The sequence below is a fragment of the Micromonospora sp. WMMD964 genome, from assembly GCF_029581455.1.
Lineage (GTDB): Bacteria > Actinomycetota > Actinomycetes > Mycobacteriales > Micromonosporaceae > Micromonospora.
Map to the genome: position 1 here is coordinate 6426397 of NZ_CP120860.1, position 22907 is coordinate 6449303.

The following is a 22907-nucleotide window of genomic DNA, read 5'->3' on the forward strand; positions in this document are numbered from 1 at the left end:
ACGTGTATCGTCCCTTCGTGTCGCCCATCAGCACGCCCGATGGATCGTCGTCCCCTGCCCGACCAGCCAACTCTCCCGCTGGTGAGCCCACGGCGAGCGCCGACCGTGCGGTACCCCGGCCACGTCCGACGGCCGAGCCCGACGGCGTCCACCCGACCCAACCGGCCACCGACCCGACCGAGCCGGACCACAGCGAGAACGACACCTCCAGGCCCGACCCGACCGGTGACGAAGCGTCCAAGCCCGCCCCGACCGGCAACGACACCCCCAGGGCCGACCCGACCGGCAACGACACCTCCAGGCCCGACCCGATCGGCAACGACGCGACCGGACCACACCCGAGTACGGTCCACCTGAGCACAGCCGACCGGGCTCGTTCCGCCGACGGCGGCTCCGTCGCCGAACAGGCAACCCGTGACCTCGCCGCCCAGTTCGAGGACGAGAAGCCTGGCCGGGTGTTGACCGGGCTGGCGGGTCTGCTCCTCACCGGGGTGTCGCTGGCGGTCGGCGCACTGGCTCACTGGCAGGTGTTCCGCCCACTGTCGCAGGGCAGCAAGTACTACTTGATCATCTTCCTGGCCGGCGTACTCCCTCTTGTCTTTCTTGCCTACCCGGCCGACCTGCGGCTGCCGGCCCGGCTCCGCGCCCGGCGGCGGCGTGACAGCACCGACCGCGACAACGCCGACCGCGATAGCGAAAGCACCCGGGCACGGCCCACCGTCGCCGACTGGGTGCTGGTCGTGCTGGCCGCGGCAGCCTGTCTCTACCCCGTCCTGCCGATGACGATCGGTACGGGTGGCGGCGGCTACAACGCCTTCCTCGACCGGCAGGGCCTGCTGGCGCCGATGGATTTGGTGCTGGGCACCGTCCTGCTGCTCCTGCTGCTGGAGGCATGCCGGCGCACCACCGGGTGGATCCTGCCGGCGGTGTGCCTGCTGTTCCTCGGTTACGGCTACTACGGCGGGCTGCTGCCGCAGTCCTGGCCGGTCGCCCACGCCGGCCTCGACTTCAGCCAACTGGTCGACGCGTTCTACAACTCCGACAGCGGTTTCTACGGCACTCCCCTGGACGTGGCCGCCTCGTACATCGTGCTGTTCACCATCTACGGCGCGGTGCTGGAGTTGTCCGGGGCCGGGCGGTTCTTCGTCGAGTTGTCCGCCGCCGCGTTCCGCCGCTCGCGTACCGCCGCCGGGCGGACGGCGGTGGCCTCCGGTTTCCTGCTCGGCACCGTCTCCGGCTCCGGGGCGGCGACGACGGTGAGCATCGGCGCGGTCACCTGGCCGCTGCTACGCCGCGCGGGCTATCCGCCGGAACGGGCCGGTGGCATGTTGGCGGCGGCCGGGGTGGGCGCGATCCTCTCCCCGCCCACCCTGGGTGCTGCGGCGTTCATCATCGCCGAGTACCTGGGCGTCTCGTACCTCCAGGTGCTGGGCTGGGCGACGGTCCCGACGGTGCTCTACTACCTCGGCATCCTGCTCTCGGTGGAGATCGACGCGCGCCGGTCCGGCGTGCGGCCGGTCGTGATCGACGTCGGGTCGCCGTGGCGTCTGCTGGCCCGCTTCGGCTACCACTTCGCCTCGCTGATCGCCATCATCGTCTTCCTCGCGGTCGGCATGTCCGCGACGAGGGCCGTCGTCTTCGCCACCATCCTGGCCGTCGCGCTGTCGTTCCTGGCCCCCGCGCGAGGCCAGACGAACACCCCCGGGCAAGACCGTGCGCACCGGCTCACCCCGGCCCGGCTGGTGACCGCGCTCGTCACCGGGGTACGCGGCGTGCTCGCGGTGACGGCGGTCTGCGCCGCCGCCGGAATCATCACCGCGACCACCACGAAGACCGGTCTCGGGCCGCAGGCGGCGGCGCTGTTGATCGGCGGGGCGGAGGCGGTCACCTCGGACCCGACACTGGTCCTGGTGCTCACCGCGCTGCTCGCCGCCGTGGCGCTCAGCCTGCTCGGCCTGGCCGTGCCGGTCACCGCCTCGTTCGTGATCGGTTGGGTGATCGTCGGCCCGGCCCTGCTCGACCTGGGTGTGACGGCGCCCGCCGCGGCGATGTTCGTCTTCTACTTCGCGGTCCTGTCCGAGGTGTCGCCGCCGACCGCGCTCGCCGCGGTGGCCGCCGCCGCGGTCACCGGCGGCCGTCTGGTGCCGACCATGTGGCAGACCCTCCGGTACGCGCTGCCCGCGTACCTGACCCCGATCGCGTTCGTCATCACGCCGGCCGGGCTGGGGTTGCTCGGCGTCGGCGGGGTCCGGCGCATCGCGTTCGCCGCCGTGGTCACCGCGCTCAGTGTGGCGGTGCTCGCCGTCGCCGCCGGTGGGTGGTTGCCCGGCGTGGGCCCGGTCGGCGCCCCGGAGCGGGTGCTGGGCGCGCTCGCCGGGGTCACCCTGCTCTGGCTCGAACCCGTGCCGGTCACCGTCGGCACGGCATTGGCCGCCGTCGCGGCGGCCGGTGTGTTCCTGCGACGCCGATCCGCCGACCGACAACCGTCCGATCCTGTGGAGGAGAAACTGTGAGACGAATCGACGTACGGCTCGCCGCGGGCCTGAGCGTGCTCGCCCTCGTCGCGGGTTGCGGGGGTCAACAGGGCGGTGCGGCGACCGACGACACGGCCAGCGAGGTCACCTGCGAGGTGACCAAGGAGACCCGCGTCGGCATCGCCACCGGCAACGCGACGGGCGTCTACTACGTGGTCGGCAACGCCCTGGCCGGGCAGTTGTCCGGGGCGACCGGTGGCAAGCTCACCGGCACCGCCGCCGAGACCGGCGCCTCGGTGCAGAACGTCGAACAGCTCGTCGCCGGCCAGTACGACGTGGCGTTCTCGCTGTTCGACACGGCCGTGAACGCGGTCGAGGGCAAGGGCAGCTTCACCTCGCCGCAGCCGGTGCAGGCGCTGGCCCGCATCTACGACAACTACACCCAGGTGGTGGTCCGCAACGACTCCGGGATCTCCTCGGTGGCCGACATGCGCGGCAAGCGCATCTCCACCGGCTCGCCGAAGTCCGGCACGGAGGTGATCGCGAACCGGCTGTTGGAGGCCGCCGGTCTCGACCCGGCGAAGGACATCCGGGCGCAGCGCCTGGACCTGACCAAGACGGTCGAGGGGATCAAGGACGGAAGCGTCGACGGGTTCTTCTGGTCCGGTGGTCTGCCCACCGGGGGCCTCACCGACCTGTTCACCACGGCCGGCGACACGGTGAGGTTCGTCGACCTCGCGCCGCTGCTGCCGAAGATGGCCGCGCTGAGCCCCGGCTACCAGGAGGGCACGATCGGGCGGGACGCGTACCAGACGGCGGCCGACACCCCGACGATCGTCGTACCCAATGTGTTGTTGGTCCGCAAGGACCTGGACGCCAACGTCGCCTGCGCGATCACGCGGACGGTGTTCGACAAGCGCGACGCCCTGGCCCAGGCCAACCCGGCGGCCAAGGGGATCTCGCTGGAGAGGGCCCGCAGGACCCTGCCGGTGCCGCTGCACCGGGGCGCCGACAAGGCGTTGACGGACCTCGGCGCGAACTGACCCGACGGGTCAGAGGTCGGCGGGTGCGGTGGCGGCGCGGGCCACACCGACCAGACGGTCGGTCTCGGCGAGCACGGCCTCGTCGTCCGCCGGTGTGCCGGGGTCGAGTCGGACCGTCCAGGTCAGACCGTCGGCCCCGGCCGTGCGGCGGGCCGCGACCCGCGCCGCGCCGCCGGGCACCGGCTGGTGCTGGGTGTACGCGACCGAGCGGGTCACCCGCGCCCGCACCTGGTGGGGCAGCTCCCGCGGGTCGAGGAGGAAGTACGTCTCGGCCGGGCCGTCGGCGACCACCGTGTAGCCGTCGCGGCCGAGGACGGTCTCGGCTGGGGTGACGGTCAGCTCCCGGCCGGACCAGACGGCCTTGAGGATGTCGTGCCAACCGAGCCGGTGCCCCCGGCCGGGCAGCCACAGCCCGAGGTTGGTGGCGACCGCCACGCCGTCGCCCTCGCCGTTGCCGACCGCCGCCCAGGCCAGCACCCGTTCGTCGGCGGTCAGCGGAGGCCGGTCGGCCGCTGGCAGTTTCGGCTTGCGGTTGAACAGTCCCATCTAGAGCCCTCCCGCAGCCTGCTCGCGAAGCGCCCGGGCGTGCTGCTCCAGGGACAGCAGCTCACCGAAGGCCGCGAAGTACTCGTCCTTGTTGTTGACCGGGTTGATCCGCTGGATGCGCGACTTGAGATCACGGATCCGCGCCGTCACCGACCCGAACTGCACCCGCGCCATCGTGATCGACACATAGCGCGGGTCGGGCTCACCGTCGATGCGCAGCGGCTCCACCGCCAACTCGCCGACCAGCGCCGCCGACGCCAGGTCGTCACAGGCGTCCCGGACCGACTCGATCCAGACCGCGCCGCCGGTCGCCGACGCGGCGCCACCGGCCGCCGCGATGGCCGTCCGCACCGCGATGTGCACCGGGTGGCGGTATTCCGACGCCTCGACCGCGTCGAACATCGGCCCGGCCAGGACCGGCTGTTGGAGGGCGAGCTTGAGCGCCTCCCGCTCGACCATCGACTGCGGGCTGTCCACCTCCGGCTCGGGGCGGGCCGGTGCGGGGCGGGCGGGTGCGGCATCGCGTGTGCCGGGCTGCGGGGTGTTGGCGGCGGCGAGCACCGCCCGCTGCACCGGCTCGATCTCCATGCCGAGGTCCATGGCGAGCTTGCGGACGTACTCCGGGCGCTTCTCCCGGTCCTTGAGGCGCGCGACCAGCGGCGCGGCGTGCCGCATGGCCTCGACCCGGCCGTCGACGGTGTCCAGGTCGAAGCGGCCGATCACGTGCCGCAGCGCGAAGTCGACGAGCGGCTCGCGGCGCGCGACCAGGTCCCGTACCGCCAGGTCGCCCTTGGCCAGCCGCAGGTCGCACGGGTCCATGTTGTCCGGGCTGACGGCGATGAACGTGCGCCCGACGAACCGTTGGTCGTCCTCGAAGGCGCGCAGCGCGGCCTTCTGACCGGCGGCGTCGCCGTCGAAGGTGAAGATGATCTCACCGGCCACCTCGTCGCTGTCGAACAGGAGGCGGCGCAGAACCGCGATGTGGTCCGCGGCGAACGCGGTGCCGCAGGTCGCCACAGCGGTGGTCACCCCGGCCAGGTGGCAGGCCATCACGTCGGTGTACCCCTCGACGATCACCGCCCGACCCTGCTTGGCGATCTCCCGTTTGGCCTGGTCGATGCCGTAGAGCACCTGCGACTTCTTGTAGATCGGCGTCTCGGGGGTGTTCAGGTACTTCGGGCCGTCGTCGTCGTCGAAGAGTTTGCGCGCGCCGAAGCCGATCACGTCACCGGCCAGGTCGCGGATCGGCCAGAGCAGCCGGCGGCGGAACCTGTCGATCAGGCTGCCGGAGCGGGCCTCCCGGGACAGCCCGGCGGTGACCAGCTCCTGGTGGGTGAAACCCTGCTGGCGCAGGTGCTTGGTGAGCAGGTCCCAGCCGTCCGGCGCGAAGCCGCAGCCGTAGCGCTCGGCGGCGGCCCGGTCGAACCCCCGCTTGGCCAGGAACTCCCGTGCCGGTCGGGCGCCCGCCGTGCCGAGCTGCGCCCGGTAGAACTCGACGGCCGCGGCGTGCGCGGCGACGAGGCGCTGACGCTGGCCCTGCTGCGGTCGGGGGCGCGGGGTGCTCCGGTCGTCCTCGACGTAGCGCAGTTGGATGCCGGCGCGTCCGGCCAGCCGTTCGACGGACTCCACGAAGCTGAGGTGGTCGGCGTCCATCAGGAACTTGATCGCGTCGCCGCCGGCCCCGCAGCCGAAGCAGTACCACACGTTGCGGGCCGGTGAGACGTTGAACGACGGGCTCTTCTCGTCGTGGAACGGGCACAGACCCTTGAGGTTGCCGCCGCCGGCGGACTTCAGGGTGACGGTCTCGGAGATCACATCCGCGATCGAGGTGCGTTCCCGGACCAGCGCGATGTCCTCGTCCCGGATCCGCCCAGCCATGCGCCACCCCCTCGCCGTACATCCTGCCCTGCCCGACCGTCGACACGCCGCCCGGGGGACGCCGGTGTGGCGACCGCCGCTGCCGGCTGGGCGGTTCCGGCCCGCAGGCCGGGTCCGCCGGGGACCATGACCAGATGCGCAGGGTACGGAGGACCGCCCCCCACCTGCCCGGATGGGTGGCCGCGTGGATGGGGTTGGGCGGACGGGCCCCGCAGGCGGACGAGGCCGGGCACCGCCACGCCACCTGGCTGGAACTCTTCCTCGACCTCATCTTCGTGTACGCGCTGGCGGCCGTGGTGCGCCGACTGGGCGACGAGCCGAGCCCGTCGCCGACGGCCGTGCTGGCCGTGATCGGGCTCTTCGTGGTGATCCAGTGGGCCTGGATGGGGCAGGTCTACTACGACACCCGGTTCGATCCGGACGACGCGCCGCACCGGCTGCTGGTGCTCGTCGCGTTGATCGGCGCGGGCGCGATGACGCTCGGCGTCGACGAGGTTCCGGAGAGCGTGCTCCTGCCGGTCGGGTACCTGATCGTGCGGGGAGTGCTGCTGCTGCTGTACCTGCGGGCCCGCCCGACCGGTCCGATGGCCCGCACGGTGACGACCGTCTACCTGATCGGCTTCGGGTCGGGCTGGCTGATCTGGTTGGCGTCGCTGGCGGCGCCCAGCGAGCTGCGCCCGGTCCTGTGGGTCGTCGCGATGGTCATCGAACTGTCGACGCCGTGGGTGGGTCTGCGCTGGCTCAACAACTGGCCGGTGGACAACAGGCACCTGCCGGAACGGATCGGGCAGTTCACCATCATCGTGCTCGGTAGCGCGCTGGCCAGCCTGCTCTTCGCCGTGCCGGACCACCCCCCGCCGCACATGATCCTCACCGCCGCGCTGGCGTTCCTGATCCCGGCGGCCGTCTGGTGGGTGTACACCACGTTCGTCACCACCCGCCTGCTGCAGCGGCGGCTACGTGGCGGGCAGGCGTACAGCTATCTGCACATCCCGCTCGGCGGGGCGCTGCTGCTGCTCGGATGGGCGCTGGGGCAGGTGGTCCGGCTGGTCGACGACAACGCGAACCACCTGCCACTGGAGCTGCGGCTGTTGCTGGGCGCGTCGATGGTGGTCTGGACGCTCTGCGGTCTGGCGCTGTACTGGCTGTGGACCCGGCCGAGCGCCGCCCGGTTGGCGATCGCCGCCTACGGGGTGGTGTCCGTCTCCCTGATCACCGCCACGGTGCACCAGCCGAGGCTGATGCTGTGGCTGCTCGCGCTCGCGGTCGTCGGGTACGCGGTGCTGCTCAGCCGTCGACTCGCCCGAGCCGGCCAGGCCGACCGCACGCCCGAGGGATGAGCGGCCCTCAGGCGGCCCGGGCCGCCTCGACGGTGGTCTTTTCCTCGGCCGCCACCTGCCGGTTCCAGTCGGCCTTGGTGGACCGCCAACCCTCGTCGTCCATGCCACGCCGCCAGTAACCGGAGATGGAGAGCCGGTCGAGCGGCACACCCCGCTCGCCGCGCAGCAGCCGGCGCAGGTGCCGGACGAAGGCCGCCTCGCCGTGCACGAAGGCGTGCACCTGACCGGCCGGGAACTCCAACGCCCGCACCGCCGCGACAAGCGCCTCGCCCACCGGGCGTTCGCCGCGGTGCAACCAGGTCACCTCGACCGCTCCCGGGCTGAGCAGCTTCTGCTCCTCCTCCGGGTCGGCGATCTCCACGAAGACGTGGGCCGGGGCACCCACTGGCAGCCGCTCCAACGCGGCGGCGATCGCCGGCAGGGCGCTCTCGTCGCCGACCAGCAGGTGCCAGTCCGCCTCCGGGCTCGGGGCGTACGCCCCACCGGGGCCGACGAAGTGCACGGGGTCACCCGGGCGCAGCGCGGCGGCCCAGGGACCGGCCAACCCCTCGTCGCCGTGGTACACGACGTCGACGGTCAACTCCTGCGCCAGCGGGTCCCACCGCCGCACCGTGTACGCGCGCAGCCGGGGCCACTGCTCCCGGGGCAGGTCCCGGCGGATCGCGGCGAGGTCCAACGGCTCGGGGTACGCGACGCCGGGCTGCGGGAACACCACCTTGATGTAGTGGTCGGTGAACTCGCCCACCGGCAGACCGGCCAGCTCGTCCCCGCCGAGGACGAGCCGGATCAGGTGCGGGGTGGGCCGCTCGGTGCGCAGCACCCGGGCCGAGGTGACGTTCCTGGGGCGTTCCGTCATGCCGGTTAGGCTAGCCTAAGCTGCCCCGTGGTGAGTCGGCGGTGCGCTCCCACCCGCCAGACGGGTGTGCCAGGTCACGGCCGCCGGGTCGGTGAGCGAGGCGACCTGGTCGACGACCACCCGCAGGCGGGCCGCGTCGTCCGGGGCGTCCCGCCACAGCGCGGCGAAGGTCGGGTCGAGCCCGTCCGGCGCCCGCCGGACCAGCGCGGCGACCAACTCCGCCAGGATCGTCCGCTGCCGCTCGTAGCGGCCCCGGAAGCCGGACCGACGCATCACGTACCGCAGCGCGATCCCCTTGAGCAGGGCGCACTGCGCCCGCACCAGCCGGGGCACCACCAGGTCGGCGGCGTAACGGCGGTGCGGCCCGGGCCCGAACCGCTCCTCCGTGGCGGCCACCGCGGCGGACACGAAGCGCCCGGTCACCCCACTGGTGGTCGCCTTCAACGCGACCTGCGCGCGATGACTGCCGTCGTACCCGGCCAGCGGGGCGAGCAGCGGGTCGGCCAGCAACTCGACCAGCACCTCGGCCAGGTCTGCGGCGGACTCCACCGAGTACGCGCCGGCCACGTCGGCACAGAGCGCCGCCCGTTCGTCGGCGTCGGCCAGCAGCGGGCGCAGCGTCACGTACCCGCCGTGGATGCCGTCCTCCACGTCGTGCACCGAGTACGCGACGTCGTCGGCCCAGTCCATCACCTGCGCCTCCAGGCAGCGGCGGTCGCCCGGCGCACCGTCCCGGATCCAGTCGAAGACCACCGCGTCGTCGGCGTACACCCCGAACTTGCGCTCGCCGGGGCGGCGCGGCCAGGGGTACTTGCCGATCGCGTCGAGCGACGCCCTGGTCAGGTTGAGCCCGGCGGACGAGCCGTCCGGGGCGAGCACCTTCGCCTCCAGGCGGGTCAACACCCGCAGGGTCTGCGCGTTGCCCTCGAAGCCGCCGCACGGCGTGGCCAGCAGGTCCAGGGCCGCCTCACCGTTGTGCCCGAACGGCGGGTGCCCGAGGTCGTGGGCCAGCCCGGCCACGTCCACCACGTCCGGGTCGCACCCCAGCCGGGCACCCATCTCCCGGGCGATCTGGGCCACCTCCAGCGAGTGGGTCAGCCGCGTACGCAGGAAGTCGTCGGTGCCGGCGGTGTGCACCTGGGTCTTGGTGGCCAGCCGTCGGAACGCCGCGGAGTGCAGCACCCGGGCACGGTCACGCTCGTACGGTGAGCGGCGGTGTCCGGTGTCCTTGGGCGACTCCTCGACCAGCCGGGCCTCCGCCGCCGCAAGCTCACTTCCCACGCAGCCGCCGTTGTTCGCGACTGCGGGGCTCGCAAAACCGGCTCACTCCTCGCGCTCACGGAGGACGCAGAACTCGTTGCCCTCCGGGTCGGCGAGCACCGTCCACTCGACGTCGCCCTGGCCGATGTCGACGTGCCGGGCGCCCATGTCGACCAGCCGCTCGACCTCGGCCTCCTGGTCGGCGGGGCGCAGGTCGAGGTGCAGTCGGTTCTTGCGCTCCTTGCCGTCGGCCACCGGCACGAAGACCAGGCCGGGCAACCGGTCGGGGGACTGCCGGATCTCCACCTCGTCCATCTTCTCGGCGATCACCTGGTAGCCGAGCGCCTCGGCCCACCAGCGGGCCAGCCGAGCCGGATCGCGGGCATCGACGGTGAGGCTCTCCCAGACACTGGTCATGCAGTCACCCTTCCCGTTCGACGGCCTCCACAATCGGCCGTGTGCGAGCGAGCCAAGATTACGCCCGCCGCAGCTTCTCGGCCCGCCCCCGACGCATCGACGATGGGCCCACAACCGCCGATCGGTCCGCAGTTGCCGTCCGATCGCCGAGGGTTATGGGCTCGCGGGCGGAGGTGGCAGCCGGTAGCGTTCCCGGCGCGGAACGTGACCAGCCGATCGACACGCGGATCCCGACCGGTAAGGGGAGAATCTCGTGCACGCAGACCCGGTGGTGGGAACGGAACTACGCGGGCTACGCCGCCGTCGACCCGAGATCGCCGGCACGGTCCTGGCCGGCACCGACGGGCTACTCATCTCCAGCGACCTACCCAGCACCGACGCCACCCATCTCGCCGCCCTCGCCGCGGCCAGCTTCGGGCTCGGCCACCGGGTGGCCGACACGGTCCGATGTGGCGAGTTCCGGGAGTCGGTGGTCCGCACGACCAGCGGGTGCGTGGTGACCTACCCGGCCGGGCGCACCGCCCTGCTGACCCTGGTCACCGTGTCGCCCGCGGCGGATCTGGAGGCGCTGCACGAGGAGGCCCGAGCGGTGGCCCGTCGAGCGGGCACCGTCGTCGACCGGCGCGGCGGAGGCGTCGGCGGCACCGCCGTGCCGGAGGCACACGGGCCGCTGGCCGTGCGTACCCCGATGGCGACCCTGCCGGCGCAGTTGCGCCGCTCGTCCCGGCCCACCTGGCGTCGCCCGCCGATCTGAGCGTCGGCGGCGGACCGGCCGTCCGGTCCGCCGCCGACAGGCGTCAACGACTGTCCGACCCGCCGGTCTCCACCACCGCCCGGCCGGCCTCCAACCGGGCCACCGGCACCCGGAACGGTGAGCAGGACACGTAGTCCAGGCCGACCTCGTGGAAGAAGTGCACCGAGTCCGGGTCGCCGCCGTGCTCACCGCAGACGCCGAGTTTCAGGCCGGGCCGGGCGACCCGGCCCTCCTCGGCGGCGATGCGCACCAGCCGACCGACACCGTCGCGGTCGATCGACTCGAACGGCGAGATGCCGAAGATGCCCAGCTCCAGGTACCGCCAGAAGAACGCACCCTCGACGTCGTCGCGGGAGAAGCCCCAGCCCATCTGGGTGAGGTCGTTGGTGCCGAAGGAGAAGAACTCGGCGGCCTCGGCGATCTGCCCGGCGGTCAGCGCCGCCCGGGGCACCTCGATCATGGTGCCGATCAGCACCTCGACGCCGCTGTCACCCACCACCTCCGCGATGATCTTTTCGGCCTCGGCGCGTACCGTCTCCAACTCCTGCACGGCCCCGACCAGCGGAACCATGATCTCCGGGCAGGCGGTGCCGCCCGCGCGGGTGACCGCGACGGCGGCCTCGGCGATGGCCCGGACCTGCATCGCGAACAGGCCCGGGATGACCAGGCCCAGGCGGACGCCCCGCAGGCCGAGCATCGGGTTCTCCTCGTGCATCCGCCGGACGGCGGCGAGCAGCGCCTCCTCCTTCGCGACGTCCTCGCCACGCTCCTGGGCGACCGCCACGTTCACCGCGAGCTGCTCCAGCGGCGGCAGGAACTCGTGCAGCGGCGGGTCGATCAGCCGGACGGTGACCGGCAGCCCGTCCATCTCGCGGAAGATCTCCTCGAAGTCGGCCCGCTGCAACGGCAGTAGCGCCGCCAGCGCCTCGTCCCGTTCACCCTCGGCACGGGCCAGGATCAGCCGCTCGACCAGCTCCCGACGGTCGCCGAGGAACATGTGCTCGGTGCGGCACAGGCCGATGCCCTCGGCGCCGAAGCGCCGGGCCCGGGCGGCGTCCGCGCCGGTGTCGGCGTTCGTCCGGACCGCGAGCCGCCGCCTGCCGTCGGCGTGCGTCATGATCCGGTGTACGGCCCGGACCAGGGCGTTGTCGACGTGCTCGGCGTCGAGGCTGCCCTCGAAGTACTGCACCACCTCCGACGGCATGACCGGGACCTCGCCCAGGTAGACCTTGCCCGTGGTGCCGTCGATGGACACCACGTCGCCCTCGTTGACGGTCTGCCCGGCCACGACGAACCGCTTCGCCGGGACGTTCACGTCGATCTCGTCGGCGCCGGAGACACAGGTCTTGCCCATGCCCCGGGCCACCACCGCGGCGTGGCTGGTCTTGCCGCCCCGCGAGGTGAGGATGCCCTTCGCGGCGATCATGCCGTTCAGGTCGTCCGGGTTGGTCTCCCGGCGGACCAGGATCACCGATTCCCCCTCGGCGGCCAGTTCGACGGCCCGCGCGGAGGTGAAGACGACAGTGCCGGACGCCGCGCCCGGTGACGCGCCGATGCCCTTGGCGACCGCCTCGAACTCGTGGTCGAGCTGGAAGCGGGGGAACATCAGCTGGGCGAGCTGCGCGCCGTTGACCCGGTGCAACGCCTCGTCCAGGTCGATCAGGCCCTCGTCGACGAGCTGCCCGGCGATGACGAACGCGGCGGCGGCGGTGCGCTTGCCGACCCGGGTCTGCAACATCCACAGCTTGCCGCGCTCGATGGTGAACTCGATGTCGCAGAGGTCCCGGTAGTGCTCCTCCAGCCGAGCCATGTACCCGAGCAGCTCGTCGTAGGACTTCTTGTCCAGCCGCTCCAGCTCGTTCAGCGGCACGGTGTTGCGGATGCCCGCCACGACGTCCTCACCCTGGGCGTTGGCCAGGTAGTCGCCGTAGATGCCCTGCGCGCCACTGGCCGGGTCCCGGGTGAACGCGACCCCGGTGCCGGAGTCCGGGCCGAGGTTGCCGAAGACCATCGTCACCACGTTGACAGCGGTGCCGAGATCGGCCGGGATCCGCTCCTGGCGGCGGTAGAGCACGGCGCGCTCGGCGTTCCACGACTCGAACACCGCCCGGATGGCCAGGTCGAGCTGTTCACGCGGTTGCTGCGGGAACTCCCGACCGGTGTGCTTCAAAAAGATCTTCTTGTACGCGTCGACCAGCCTCCGCAGGTCGTCGGCGTCCAGGTCCAGGTCGTCGTGGGTGCCCTTGGCGTTCTTGGCCTCGTCCAGCGCGTGCTCGAACTCCTCGCCCGGCACCTCGCACACGGTCTTGCCGAACATCTGGATGAGGCGGCGGTAGGAGTCCCAGGCGAACCTGTCGTTCTGTCCGGCCTGGGCGGAGAGGCCGACCACGCTCTGGTCGTTGAGACCGACGTTGAGGACGGTCTCCATCATGCCGGGCATCGAGAACTTGGCGCCGGAGCGTACCGACACCAGCAGGGGGTCCTGCGGGTCGCCGAGGCGCTTGCCCATCGCGCGTTCCAGCGACTCCAGGTGCGCCTCGATCTGCCCGGCGAGCCCGTCCGGCTCCCGTCCCGTCGCCAGGTACGCCTGGCAGGCCTCGGTGGTGATGGTGAAGCCCGGCGGGACGGGCAGGCCGAGGTTCGTCATCTCGGCGAGGTTGGCGCCCTTGCCCCCGAGCAGGTCCTTGAGATCCTTGTTGCCCTCGGAGAAGTCGTAGACGTACTTGTGATCGACGGTCTCTTGCGCTGCCACCAGAGCCTCCACAACACACGCGCCGGATTGACACTTAACGAAGGTTCAGTTTTCTGTACCCCGAGGCGGACCACCGGTAATCCCGGGGTCGACGCGATCGGTGCGCGAAGGTTAAGCGAACATCGAGCGACCTGGGACCGTTCGGTGACAATTGGCACAGCCATCACGACTATCCGTGTTCGTACCGTTTTCTGGGAACGCTTCCATGCGCACCAACACGCACCCCGGCCGAGCGTCGTACGCTGGATGACACGCCAGCCGGTGAACCTCACTTTTGCCATAACCGACGCGAATACACCCCGGAGTCGCCACCGTGTCGACCGCCCCCGCCCCCGGCCCCGCCGCCACCCCCGCCCCGCTGTCGGCGGAGGAGCCGGGCGCGGCAACGCTGGCCCGCACGGCCGAGCAGGCCGCCCGCAGCTTGCTCGCCCCGGCGGCCCCGCACCGGTTGGCCGATGTCGTTCCCGCCCCCCAGCAGGTCCAGCCGGACCCGGCCGAAGACTGGACACTGAGCGCCGAAGCGGTCATCGTGGCCAGCTCCGACCCGGCGGCGCTGGCGGTCGCCGAGCAGCTCGCCGGCCTGCTGCGCCCGGCCACCGGCTACCCGCTGCCGGTCACCGACGCCACCGCGCCGGCACCTGTCGACGGCATCGCGCTGATGCTCGACGAGACCGCCGCCGACCTGGGCGCGGAGGGCTACCGGCTCGACGTCACCACCAACGGGGTACGCGTCACCGCCGTCACCGCCGCCGGCCTCTTCCACGGTGTCCAGACGCTGCGCCAACTGTTGCCGGCGACGATCGAGAGCCGGACCCCGGTCACCGACCGGTGGACGCTGCCCGGGGGCACCATCACCGACGTACCCCGGTTCCCGTACCGGGGAGCGATGCTCGACGTCGCCCGACACTTCTTCACCGTCGAGGACGTCCTGCGGGTGGTCGACCACCTGGCCCGCTACAAGCTCAATCACCTGCACCTGCACCTCACCGACGACCAGGGCTGGCGGATCGCCGTCGACTCCTGGCCGAAGCTGACCACCGTCGGCGGGGCGACCGAGGTCGGTGGCGGCCCCGGCGGGTTCTACACCAAGGCCGACTACACGCGGATCGTCTCCTACGCGGCCGCCCGGCACATCACCGTCGTCCCGGAGATCGACCTCCCCGGGCACACCAACTCGGCGCTCGTCGCGTACCCCGAACTGGCACCGGACAAGACCGCGCCGCAGCCGTACACCGGCACCGAGGTGGGTTTCAGCTACGTCGACCCGGCCGACGACCGGACGTACGACTTCATCGCCGACGTCCTGGGCGAACTGGCCGCGCTCACACCCGGGCCGTGGCTGCACATCGGCGGTGACGAGGCGTTCAAGGTGAAGGGCGAGGTCTACACCGGTTTCGTCGAGCGGGTCCAACGCATCGTCGCCGGCCTGGGCAAGACCGTCGTCGGCTGGCACCAGCTCGCACCGGCCGCCCACGTCGACGGGCGGGTCCTGCAGTGGTGGGGCACGAACGGCGAAGACCCCACCACGGTCGAGGCCGTACGCCGGGGCGCCCGAGTGATCGTCTCCCCCGGCAACCACGCCTACCTGGACATGAAGTACGCCCCGGACACCCCGATCGGGCACGACTGGGCCGGTCTGATCGACGTGCGACGGGCGTACGACTGGGATCCGGCCACGCACGTCGCCGGGGTGCCCTCCACGGCCGTCATCGGTGTGGAGGCCCCGCTCTGGACCGAGTCGGTCACCTCGCTGACCGACATCGAGTTCCTACTCCTGCCCCGGCTCCCCGCCATCGCCGAGCTGGGCTGGTCGCGCCGGGAGACCCACGACTGGGCAGGCTTCCGTGACCGCCTGGCCGCCCACGGCCCACGCTGGGACGCCGCCGAGATCGCCTTCCACCGCGCGCCCGAGATCCCCTGGCCGAGCGGACCCACGATCCCCACCCAGCGCGACTCGACCCGGGAGGGCGCCAACCCGGCGTAAGCCCCGATCCGGTGATCGACTCCAGATCGCCGATAGTGGGGCGTCCGCCAGCCAGGGGAACCCCCACATCGCCGATCCGTCGGAGACCACCATCCCCGAATGTCCGTTATCAGCCGCATCGTCCCGTGATCGGGCCCACCCGGATCGCGGAATCGTGGCCCCGGCGGGGTCGTTATACCTGGCACGCCACCGCGACTGTCGAGTCGTCGGCGCGGGGTAGCCGCCGGGAACACCGGCCGGGCCACCCCGGTTACATCCCCCGCACAGCCGAGCAGCACGGGCCGAGGAGCCCGGCGGAATGATCCGCCACCCCGGACCGTTGTGATCTGTCCCGACGCCGGCCCACGGGCCGCCGGGCACTGAACTTCCCCCGCATGGCCGTCCCCCGTGCGTCGTGCGGTATCCCCCGATGAAGCAGAGGAGCACGCCATCATGCGTACCGATCTGATTCGTAAGACCGCCCTGACCGCCGCCGGTCTCGCGTTCACCGGTGGCGCCATCGCCGGACCCGTCACCACCGCCTTCGCCGCCCCGAACACCAGCAAGCCGACGTCGCAGGCGCAGACCGACCGCAAGGGTCACGGTGAGCGTCAGCTGGGCGTGCGCTACGAGGCCCAGCCGAACTTCTACTACTGCGGCCCCGCCGCCGCCCGTAACGCCCTGAGCGTGCAGGGCAAGGACATCAGCGTGGACGCCATGGCCAAGGAGATGGGCACCACCGAGGCCGGCACCAACTCCATCAACGACATCACCCCGGTGCTGAACAAGGAGACCGGCAAGAACGACGCCTACCACTCCGTCGAGATCAGCACCCCGAAGGCCGACGACAAGCAGACCGACAAGCTGCGCGCCGACATCGTCCGCACCGTCGACGACGGCCGGGCCGTGGTCGCCAACATCGCCGGCACCACCACTGACACCGACGGTGGCATCCACTCCTTCGAGGGTGGGCACTACATCAGCGTGGTCGGCTACCGCGACAACGGCGACATCGTCACCATCGCCGACTCCGCCGACCCGAACACCGCCTCGTACGAGGTCACCGTCGAGCACCTCGCCGACTGGATCGCCACCCGCGGCTACGCCGCCAGCTGAGCACCACCCGACGCTGAAGGGCCGGACCCCACCACGGGGCCCGGCCTTCAGCATGTCCAGGTCCAGTCCCACTGCCGCCCTGTGAGCCCCGCGCCCCGCGCCCCGCGCCCCGCGCCCCGCGCCCCGCGCCCCGCGCCCCGCGCCCCGCGCCCCGCGCCCCGCGCCCCGCGCCCCGCGCCCCGCGCCCCGCGCCCCGCGCCCCGCGCCCCGCGCCCCGCGCCCCGCGCCCCGCGCCCCGCGCCCCGCGCCCCGCGCCCCGCGCCCCGCGCCCCGCGCCCCGCGCCCCGCGCCAAGATCCTCACAACATCGGGGATGTTGCTGCCTCAGACACGCGGGACACAGCAACATCCCCGATGTTGCGCGAATCTTGCGACGCGCACCGGGCGCGGCCCGTCGGTTGTGTCACGGGTCCTTTGGAGCTGATGTCGCAGACGAATCAGCGTCGCAACGGCACCCGCCGCGCCGCACGACGCCAGCCCCGCACCACGCCAGAGCCCCGCACGATGCCAGGCCCCGCACGATGCCAGAGCCCCGCACGACGCCAGCCCCGCACCACGCCAGAGCCCCGCACGACGCCAGAGCCCCGCACGACGCCAGAGCCCCGCACGACGCCAGAGCCCCGCACGACGCCAGCCCTGCACGATGGCAGCCCCGCACGACGCCAGAGCCCTGCAGGATGGCAGCCCCGCCTGGTGGCAGCGCATGGTGGCAGCGCCGCGCGGTGGCAGCGGCGGGTAGCGCATTCCGAGCTGACGTCTTGACTCGTTTACGACATCAGCTCGACAGCCTGCCGCACCCCCACGTCCGACCCCTGCGCCCGGCGGAACCGGGTCGGCATCCGGGCAGAGACGAACCCGCCGACGGCGTCCCGTCGCGGACCACGGGCTCAGCCGCCGGAGTCGTCCATCTCGGCGCCCTCGGGGACGGTGTCGTCGTCCCGGCTGGCCAGCCAACCGTCCGGCAGGGCGACCTTGCCCGGCGAGTTGGTGCGCCCACGCGGTTGGCCCAGCGTGGCCACCGGGAACGGCTCCGTCGCATCGAGCTTGCCGAGCAGATCGTCGAGCTGGGCCAGGCTCTCGATCATCGCCAGTGAGCGGCGCAGTTCGCCGCCGACCGGGAAACCCTTGAGGTACCAGGCGACGTGCTTGCGGAAGTCGGTGCAGCCGTCGCGTTCACCTCGGGCCGGGTTGCGGGCACCGGCGACGAACTGGTCCACCAGCAGCTCGGCGTGCCGGCGCATGGTCGCCGCCACCTCGCCGAGGCTGGGCAGTCGCCGTTCCGACCGGCCGTTGAAGGCGGCCTCCAGGTCGGCGAAGAGCCACGGCCGGCCCAGGCACCCGCGGCCGACGACCACGCCGTCCACGCCGGTGTGCGCGACCATCCGCAGCGCGTCGTCGGCCTCCCAGATGTCGCCGTTGCCGAGCACCGGCACGTCGAGGGCCTGCTTCAGGGTGGCGATCGCGTCCCAGTCGGCGGTGCCCGAGTAACGCTGCGACGCGGTCCGCCCGTGCAGGGCCACCGCGGCCACGCCGGCCTCCTGGGCGGCCAGCCCTGCTTCGACGTACGTCAGATGGTCGTCGTCGATGCCCTTGCGCATCTTGACCGTGACCGGCACCCCGGAGGGTGACGCGGCGTCGACGGCAGCCTTCACCAGGCGGGCGAAGAGCCGGCGCCGCCACGGCAGGGCCGCGCCGCCACCACGCCGGGTGACCTTGGGGACCGGGCAGCCGAAGTTGAGGTCGATGTGATCGGCCAGGTCGCGCTCGACGACGATCCGCACGGCGGCCGCTGTGATCTCCGGATCGGTGCCGTAGAGCTGGAGGCTGCGCGGTTTCTCGTCGTCACCGAAAGCGATCATGCGCAGCGTCTTCGGGTTGCGCTCGACCAGCGCCCGAGTGGTGATCATCTCGCAGACGTAGATGCCGCCGCCCTGCTCCCGGCACAGCCGGCGGAACCCGACGTTGGTGATCCCGGCCATCGGGGCGAGCACCACGGGCGGCCACACCTGGTACGGCCCGAGAGTCAACGGCCGCAGCACGGGCATGGTCGAGGCAGTCACCGCACAAGTGTACGGGGCCGCGACCGGCGCTCATCGCGTCGGCCGAGGCCCCGTGCGCAGCGTCTCAGCAGCCCGGAAGCCGCTCGATCAGGTAGCGCTCGACCTGGTCCAGGGAGACCCGCTCCTGAGCCATGGTGTCCCGGTTGCGCACCGTCACAGCGTCGTCGTCCAGGGTGTCGAAGTCGACCGTCACGCAGAACGGGGTGCCGATCTCGTCCTGCCGGCGGTAACGGCGGCCGATCGCCTGCGAGTCGTCGAACTCCACCACCCAGCGCTTGCGCAGCAGCGTCGCGAGGTCCTTGGCCTTCGGCGACAGTGCCTCGTTGCGGGACAGCGGCAGCACCGCCACCTTGACCGGGGCGAGCCGCGGGTCGAACCGCATCACGGTGCGCTTGTCCACGCCGCCCTTGGTGTTCGGGGCCTCGTCCTCGTCGTACGCCTCCAACAGGAACGCCAGCACGGCGCGGGTCAGACCCGCGGCCGGTTCGATGACGTACGGCATCCAGCGCTCACTCTTGGTCTGGTCGAAGTACGACAGGTCGACGCCCGAGTGCTTGCTGTGCGTGGAGAGGTCGAAGTCGGTGCGGTTGGCCACACCCTCCAGCTCGGCGAACTCGCTGCCGCCGAACTGGAAGCGGTACTCGATGTCCACCGTCCGCTTCGAGTAGTGCGAGAGCTTCTCCTTGGGGTGCTCGTAGAGGCGCAGGTTGTCCGCCGACAGACCGAGGTCGAGGTACCAGTTCCAGCGCTCCTGGAGCCAGTACTCGTGCCACTGCTCGTCGGTGCCCGGCTCGACGAAGAACTCCATCTCCATCTGCTCGAACTCGCGGGTCCGGAAGATGAAGTTGCCCGGGGTGATCTCGTTGCGGAACGACTTGCCGGTCTGCGCGATGCCGAACGGCGGCTTCTTGCGGGCGACCGTCTCGACGTTCTTGTAGTTGACGAAGATGCCCTGCGCGGTCTCCGGGCGCAGGTAGTGCAGACCCTCGTCGCTCTCCACCGGGCCCAGGTAGGTCTTCATCAGGCCGTTGAACATCTTCGGCTCGGTGAAGGTGCCCTTGTTGCCGCAGTTGGGGCAGTTCAGCTCGGCGAGGGAGGTCAGCGGCTTGCCGTGCTTCTCGGCGTACGCCTCCTCCAGGTGGTCCGCCCGGAAGCGCTTGTGGCAGAACTGGCACTCGGTGAGCGGGTCGACGAACTCGGCGATGTGGCCGGACGCCTCCCACACCTTGCGGGCCAGGATGACGGCGGAGTCGAGGCCGACCACGTCGTCGCGCTGCTGGACCATGGTCTTCCACCACTGCCGGCGGACGTTCTCCTTGAGCTCCACGCCGAGCGGACCGTAGTCCCACGCCGATCGGGTGCCCCCGTAGATCTCGCTGGAGGGGAAGACGAAGCCTCGGCGCTTGGCGAGGCTGACGACGGCGTCGATACGGTCGGCTGGCATGTTTCCTCCTACGCCGGCTGGCGGTCGGCGGGGGCGAGATGTGGATGGAACGGTCAGTTCGGGACCACGGTACGAGAACCGCAGCCCTGAGCCCAGCAGAATACCGGGGGCGGGTCAGCTGACCCCGCAGACCTCCACGCCCCCGGTCTGCCCGTCCTGGCCGAGGCTGACCTGCTGCTGCTCCCGGTCGCCACCGGCGAGCGTCACGTCGACCGGCACGGTCAGGCTGGTGGTGTCCACCTCACCCACCCGGAACGCCGCGACCTGTGGCTCGGCGGCGGCACGCCGCTCGAACTCGGGCCGCGACTCACGCCGTTGCGCGTCGTCGCAGAGCTGGTCGTACGCCCGCCCGTAGTCCCGCTCGACAAGCGCCTGGTAGTAGTCGCCGGTCACGGTGCGGGCCTGCTCGCGGATCGCCTGCACGCCGCTGACGGCCAGGCCGACGACGGCGCTGCCGCCTCCGCCACAGCAGAGCACCACGGCGAGCGCGCCGACGCCGAGGCCGAGCCAGAGCCGTGTGCGGCGGCCCTCGGTGGGCGGCGCGGCGAACGGCGGAGCCACCCCTGGTCCGGGTGGCGGGGCGGGTGCGGTCATAGGAGCAGCGTAGTGTCCGCGGGCTCAGCGGTAAGGACCCGCAGCCCGATCACTCTCGGCGATGACCACCGCCCCGCCGGGCGCAGCGATGGCCAGTGCCTCGTACGCGGAGGGCTCGTCGACCGACTCGGCGAGCAGCGGCACGGCGCTGACCTTGACGTCGAAGGCGCCCAGCGCCCGCCGGTACGTCCCGACCGACTCCCATTCGGTGACCAGCGACCAGTACCGGGGGTCGTCGAGGGCCCGGACCAGTTGACCGCGCAGGTAGCCGGGGCGGGCGGCCAGGGCGGTGAGGGCGGCGTGCGCCCGTTCGGTGAAGTCGTCGGCGGCATCGACGTCGACCACGAACCGGTTGGTCACCAGCAACGGGGGTCCCTCCTCGTAGAGTCTGTGGGATGCAGCGTACGCAGCGCCCTCTGCTCGCCCGGTTGGCCGGGGCGAACCCGACGTCGGTGTTCCTGCTCACCCTGGTGGTGGTGCTGGTGGCGTTCTTCACGCCCGGGGTGGTCGGCGGGCTGCTGACGCTGGCGCTCGCCGCGGGTCTGATCGCCCTGTTGGCGACGACCTGGGCGGTTCAGGCACCGCAGACCCGCCTGATTCGGCTGCTGATGCTGACCCTGCTCGTGACGGTGGGCCTCGCGAAGCTGCTCTGACATGCAATCATGCGTTTTTGACAATCATTATCGTTGCCACGGACAGTTGACGACATGACCAACCGCGCCACGTACCGTGTCCTGGCCGCCGCGACCGCCCTGCTCGCCCTGGGCGCCGGGGCCGGCTGCTCCACCGGTGACTCCGCCGGCGCCGACCCGAAGAGAGTCGACGTGGTGGCCGCGTTCTACCCCCTCCAGTTCCTCGCCGAGCGGATCGGCGGCGACGCGGCCCGGGTGACCAACCTGGCCAAGCCCGGTGCCGAACCGCACGACCTGGAGCTCAACCCGAGCCAGGTCGGCCAGGTCAGCGATGCGGAGTTGATCGTCTACCTCAAGGGGTTCCAGCCGGCCGTGGACGACGCCGTCGCCCAGAACGGCGGCGACCGGGCCTTCGACGTGACGAGCGTGCAGCCGCTGCTGGACGCCTCGGCCGGCGGGCACGACCACGAGGGCGAGGAGGGGCACGCCGAGGAGAGCGGTGGCAAGGACCCGCATGTCTGGCTCGACCCGACCCGGCTGGCCGGCATCGGCGACCAACTCGCGCAGCGACTCGGCACTGCCGACCCGAACCACGCGGCCGACTACACCGCCCGCGCCGCGACGCTTCGCTCCGACCTGACGGCCCTGGACAGCGAGTTCAAGACCGGTCTGGCGACCTGCCAGCGACGGGAGATCGTGACCAGTCACGCCGCGTTCGGTTACCTCGCCGACCGCTACCAGCTCGACCAGGTCGGTATCACCGGGCTGAGCCCGGACGTCGAGCCCTCCCCGCAGCGGCTCGCGCACGTGATCGAGGAGGCGAAGGAGCACCAGGCCACCACGATCTTCTTCGAGACCCTGGTCAGCCCGAAGGTCGCCGAGACCATCGCCGGCCAGGTCGGCGCGAAGACCGCGGTGCTGGACCCGATCGAGGGGCTCGCCGCCGGCAGCGACGGGGACTACCTTTCGGTGATGCGTACCAACCTGCGGACCCTGCAGACAGCCTTGGGCTGCTCGTGACCGCACCTGTCATCACCGTGGAGCACGGGGTGGTCGGCTACGACGGCCGCCCCGTGCTCCGCGACATCTCGTTCACGGTGACCGCCGGAGAGGTCGTCGCGGTGCTCGGCGCCAACGGCTCCGGCAAGTCCACCCTGATCCGCGCCGTGCTCGGCCTGGTGCCGCTCAGCTCCGGCTCGGTCACCCTCTTCGACCGGCCGTTGCGCCGGTTCCGACAGTGGGCCCGCATCGGGTACGTCCCGCAGCGCCTGGGCGCCGGCGGTGGCGTACCGGCCACCGTCCGCGAGGTGGTGGCCTCCGGCCGACTGGCCCGCCGGGGGGTGCTCCGCCCACCCGGTCGAGCCGACCGCGCCGCCGTCGACGCCGCGCTGCTCGCGGTCGGGCTCGCCTACCGGGCCGGTGACCCGGTCGCCACGCTCTCCGGTGGCCAGCAGCAGCGCACCCTGATCGCCCGCGCCCTGGCCGGCAAGCCGGAGCTGCTGGTCCTCGACGAGCCCACCGCCGGGGTGGACGCCGCCAGCCAGGAGGCGTTCGCCGGCGCGTTGCGCGACTTCGTGGGCGACGGCGGAACGGTGCTGCTGGTCGCGCACGAGCTGGGCCCGCTGCGGCCGGTGATCAGCCGGGCGGTCGTCGTCCACGAGGGTCGCATCGCGCACGACGGTGCGGTGCCGGACCCGGCCGGGCACCACGCGGCGCCCGACCACGACCACGTGCACCCGCACTGTTACGACGAGCCCGCCGGGCTGTGGAGCAACTGAC

At 71.9% G+C, this 22907-nt stretch carries 18 protein-coding genes and 1 pseudogene; 9 read left to right on the forward strand and 10 right to left on the reverse strand.

Features of this window, described 5'->3' with window-relative positions; translation table 11 throughout:
* Positions 1-17: 17 nt before the first annotated feature.
* Both O7616_RS29225 and O7616_RS29230 read left to right on the forward strand, forming a co-directional pair.
* Positions 18-2513, forward strand: coding sequence for a TRAP transporter fused permease subunit (locus tag O7616_RS29225; RefSeq protein ID WP_282304900.1), 2496 nt, complete (start codon positions 18-20; stop codon positions 2511-2513).
* Entirely contained in the window at positions 2510-3517 is a 1008-nt protein-coding gene (locus O7616_RS29230; protein WP_282304901.1) for a TAXI family TRAP transporter solute-binding subunit, read from the forward strand. The genes O7616_RS29225 and O7616_RS29230 overlap by 4 nt, the downstream gene beginning before the upstream one ends.
* Before the next feature lie 9 nt (positions 3518-3526).
* Here the strand turns inward: O7616_RS29230 and O7616_RS29235 are convergent, their stop codons facing one another.
* Both O7616_RS29235 and dnaG read right to left on the reverse strand, forming a co-directional pair.
* Positions 3527-4063, reverse strand: coding sequence for a hypothetical protein (locus O7616_RS29235; protein WP_282304902.1), 537 nt, complete (start codon positions 4061-4063; stop codon positions 3527-3529).
* Positions 4064-5963 (reverse strand): annotated as a pseudogene (dnaG, locus tag O7616_RS29240) (DNA primase).
* A 112-nt stretch (positions 5964-6075) separates the two neighbouring features.
* Here dnaG and O7616_RS29245 point away from each other — a divergent pair.
* Positions 6076-7281 (forward strand): low temperature requirement protein A, encoded by a 1206-nt coding sequence (locus O7616_RS29245; protein ID WP_282304903.1) that lies wholly within the window; start codon positions 6076-6078, stop codon positions 7279-7281.
* 7 nt (positions 7282-7288) lie between these two features.
* On the opposite strand, the gene O7616_RS29250 is transcribed toward O7616_RS29245, so the two are convergent.
* Genes O7616_RS29250 through O7616_RS29260 form a run of 3 tightly spaced genes read right to left on the reverse strand, consistent with a single transcriptional unit; the run spans position 7289 to position 9814 of the window.
* A complete protein-coding gene (locus O7616_RS29250; protein WP_282304904.1) occupies positions 7289-8137 on the reverse strand; it encodes a siderophore-interacting protein in 849 nt (282 codons plus the stop codon).
* A gap of 15 nt (positions 8138-8152) precedes the next feature.
* Positions 8153-9418, reverse strand: a complete 1266-nt coding sequence (locus O7616_RS29255; protein ID WP_282304905.1) for a deoxyguanosinetriphosphate triphosphohydrolase — start codon at positions 9416-9418, stop codon at positions 8153-8155.
* A 42-nt stretch (positions 9419-9460) separates the two neighbouring features.
* Positions 9461-9814: a VOC family protein gene (locus O7616_RS29260; RefSeq protein WP_282304906.1), complete on the reverse strand. Its 354-nt coding sequence runs from the start codon at positions 9812-9814 to the stop codon at positions 9461-9463.
* A 253-nt stretch (positions 9815-10067) separates the two neighbouring features.
* Here O7616_RS29260 and O7616_RS29265 point away from each other — a divergent pair, with 253 nt between their 5' ends.
* A complete protein-coding gene (locus tag O7616_RS29265; protein WP_282257178.1) occupies positions 10068-10568 on the forward strand; it encodes a roadblock/LC7 domain-containing protein in 501 nt (166 codons plus the stop codon).
* Between the two features lie 43 nt (positions 10569-10611).
* On the opposite strand, the gene ppdK is transcribed toward O7616_RS29265, so the two are convergent.
* A complete protein-coding gene (gene ppdK, locus O7616_RS29270) occupies positions 10612-13320 on the reverse strand; it encodes a pyruvate, phosphate dikinase (RefSeq protein ID WP_282304907.1) in 2709 nt (902 codons plus the stop codon).
* 358 nt (positions 13321-13678) lie between these two features.
* Here ppdK and O7616_RS29275 point away from each other — a divergent pair, with 358 nt between their 5' ends.
* The gene (locus O7616_RS29275; protein ID WP_282307766.1) at positions 13679-15304 is read left to right on the forward strand and encodes a beta-N-acetylhexosaminidase; all 1626 of its coding nucleotides are present in this window, start codon (positions 13679-13681) and stop codon (positions 15302-15304) included.
* Between the two features lie 432 nt (positions 15305-15736).
* A complete protein-coding gene (locus O7616_RS29280; protein ID WP_282303980.1) occupies positions 15737-16399 on the forward strand; it encodes a C39 family peptidase in 663 nt (220 codons plus the stop codon).
* An 886-nt stretch (positions 16400-17285) separates the two neighbouring features.
* On the opposite strand, the gene dusB is transcribed toward O7616_RS29280, so the two are convergent.
* From dusB to O7616_RS29300, 4 genes are all read right to left on the reverse strand, one after another.
* Positions 17286-18443, reverse strand: a complete 1158-nt coding sequence (gene dusB / locus O7616_RS29285) for a tRNA dihydrouridine synthase DusB (RefSeq protein ID WP_282307767.1) — start codon at positions 18441-18443, stop codon at positions 17286-17288.
* Between the two features lie 79 nt (positions 18444-18522).
* Complete coding sequence (locus tag O7616_RS29290; RefSeq protein ID WP_282304908.1) at positions 18523-19902, reverse strand: glycine--tRNA ligase; 1380 nt, start codon at positions 19900-19902, stop codon at positions 18523-18525.
* Between the two features lie 114 nt (positions 19903-20016).
* On the reverse strand, positions 20017-20496 hold the full coding sequence (locus tag O7616_RS29295) for a hypothetical protein (RefSeq protein WP_282257165.1): 480 nt from the start codon (positions 20494-20496) through the stop codon (positions 20017-20019).
* 24 nt (positions 20497-20520) lie between these two features.
* Positions 20521-20862: an antibiotic biosynthesis monooxygenase gene (locus tag O7616_RS29300; RefSeq protein ID WP_282304909.1), complete on the reverse strand. Its 342-nt coding sequence runs from the start codon at positions 20860-20862 to the stop codon at positions 20521-20523.
* Positions 20863-20891: 29 nt separating this feature from the next.
* Between O7616_RS29300 and O7616_RS29305 the strand changes: the two genes are divergently transcribed.
* Genes O7616_RS29305 through O7616_RS29315 form a run of 3 tightly spaced genes read left to right on the forward strand, consistent with a single transcriptional unit; the run spans position 20892 to position 22906 of the window.
* Complete coding sequence (locus O7616_RS29305) at positions 20892-21149, forward strand: hypothetical protein (RefSeq protein ID WP_282257162.1); 258 nt, start codon at positions 20892-20894, stop codon at positions 21147-21149.
* 54 nt (positions 21150-21203) lie between these two features.
* Positions 21204-22148 (forward strand): metal ABC transporter substrate-binding protein, encoded by a 945-nt coding sequence (locus O7616_RS29310; protein ID WP_282304910.1) that lies wholly within the window; start codon positions 21204-21206, stop codon positions 22146-22148.
* Entirely contained in the window at positions 22145-22906 is a 762-nt protein-coding gene (locus O7616_RS29315; RefSeq protein ID WP_282304911.1) for a metal ABC transporter ATP-binding protein, read from the forward strand. Before O7616_RS29310 ends, O7616_RS29315 begins: the two co-directional genes overlap by 4 nt.
* The last annotated feature ends 1 nt before the right edge of the window (position 22907 follow it).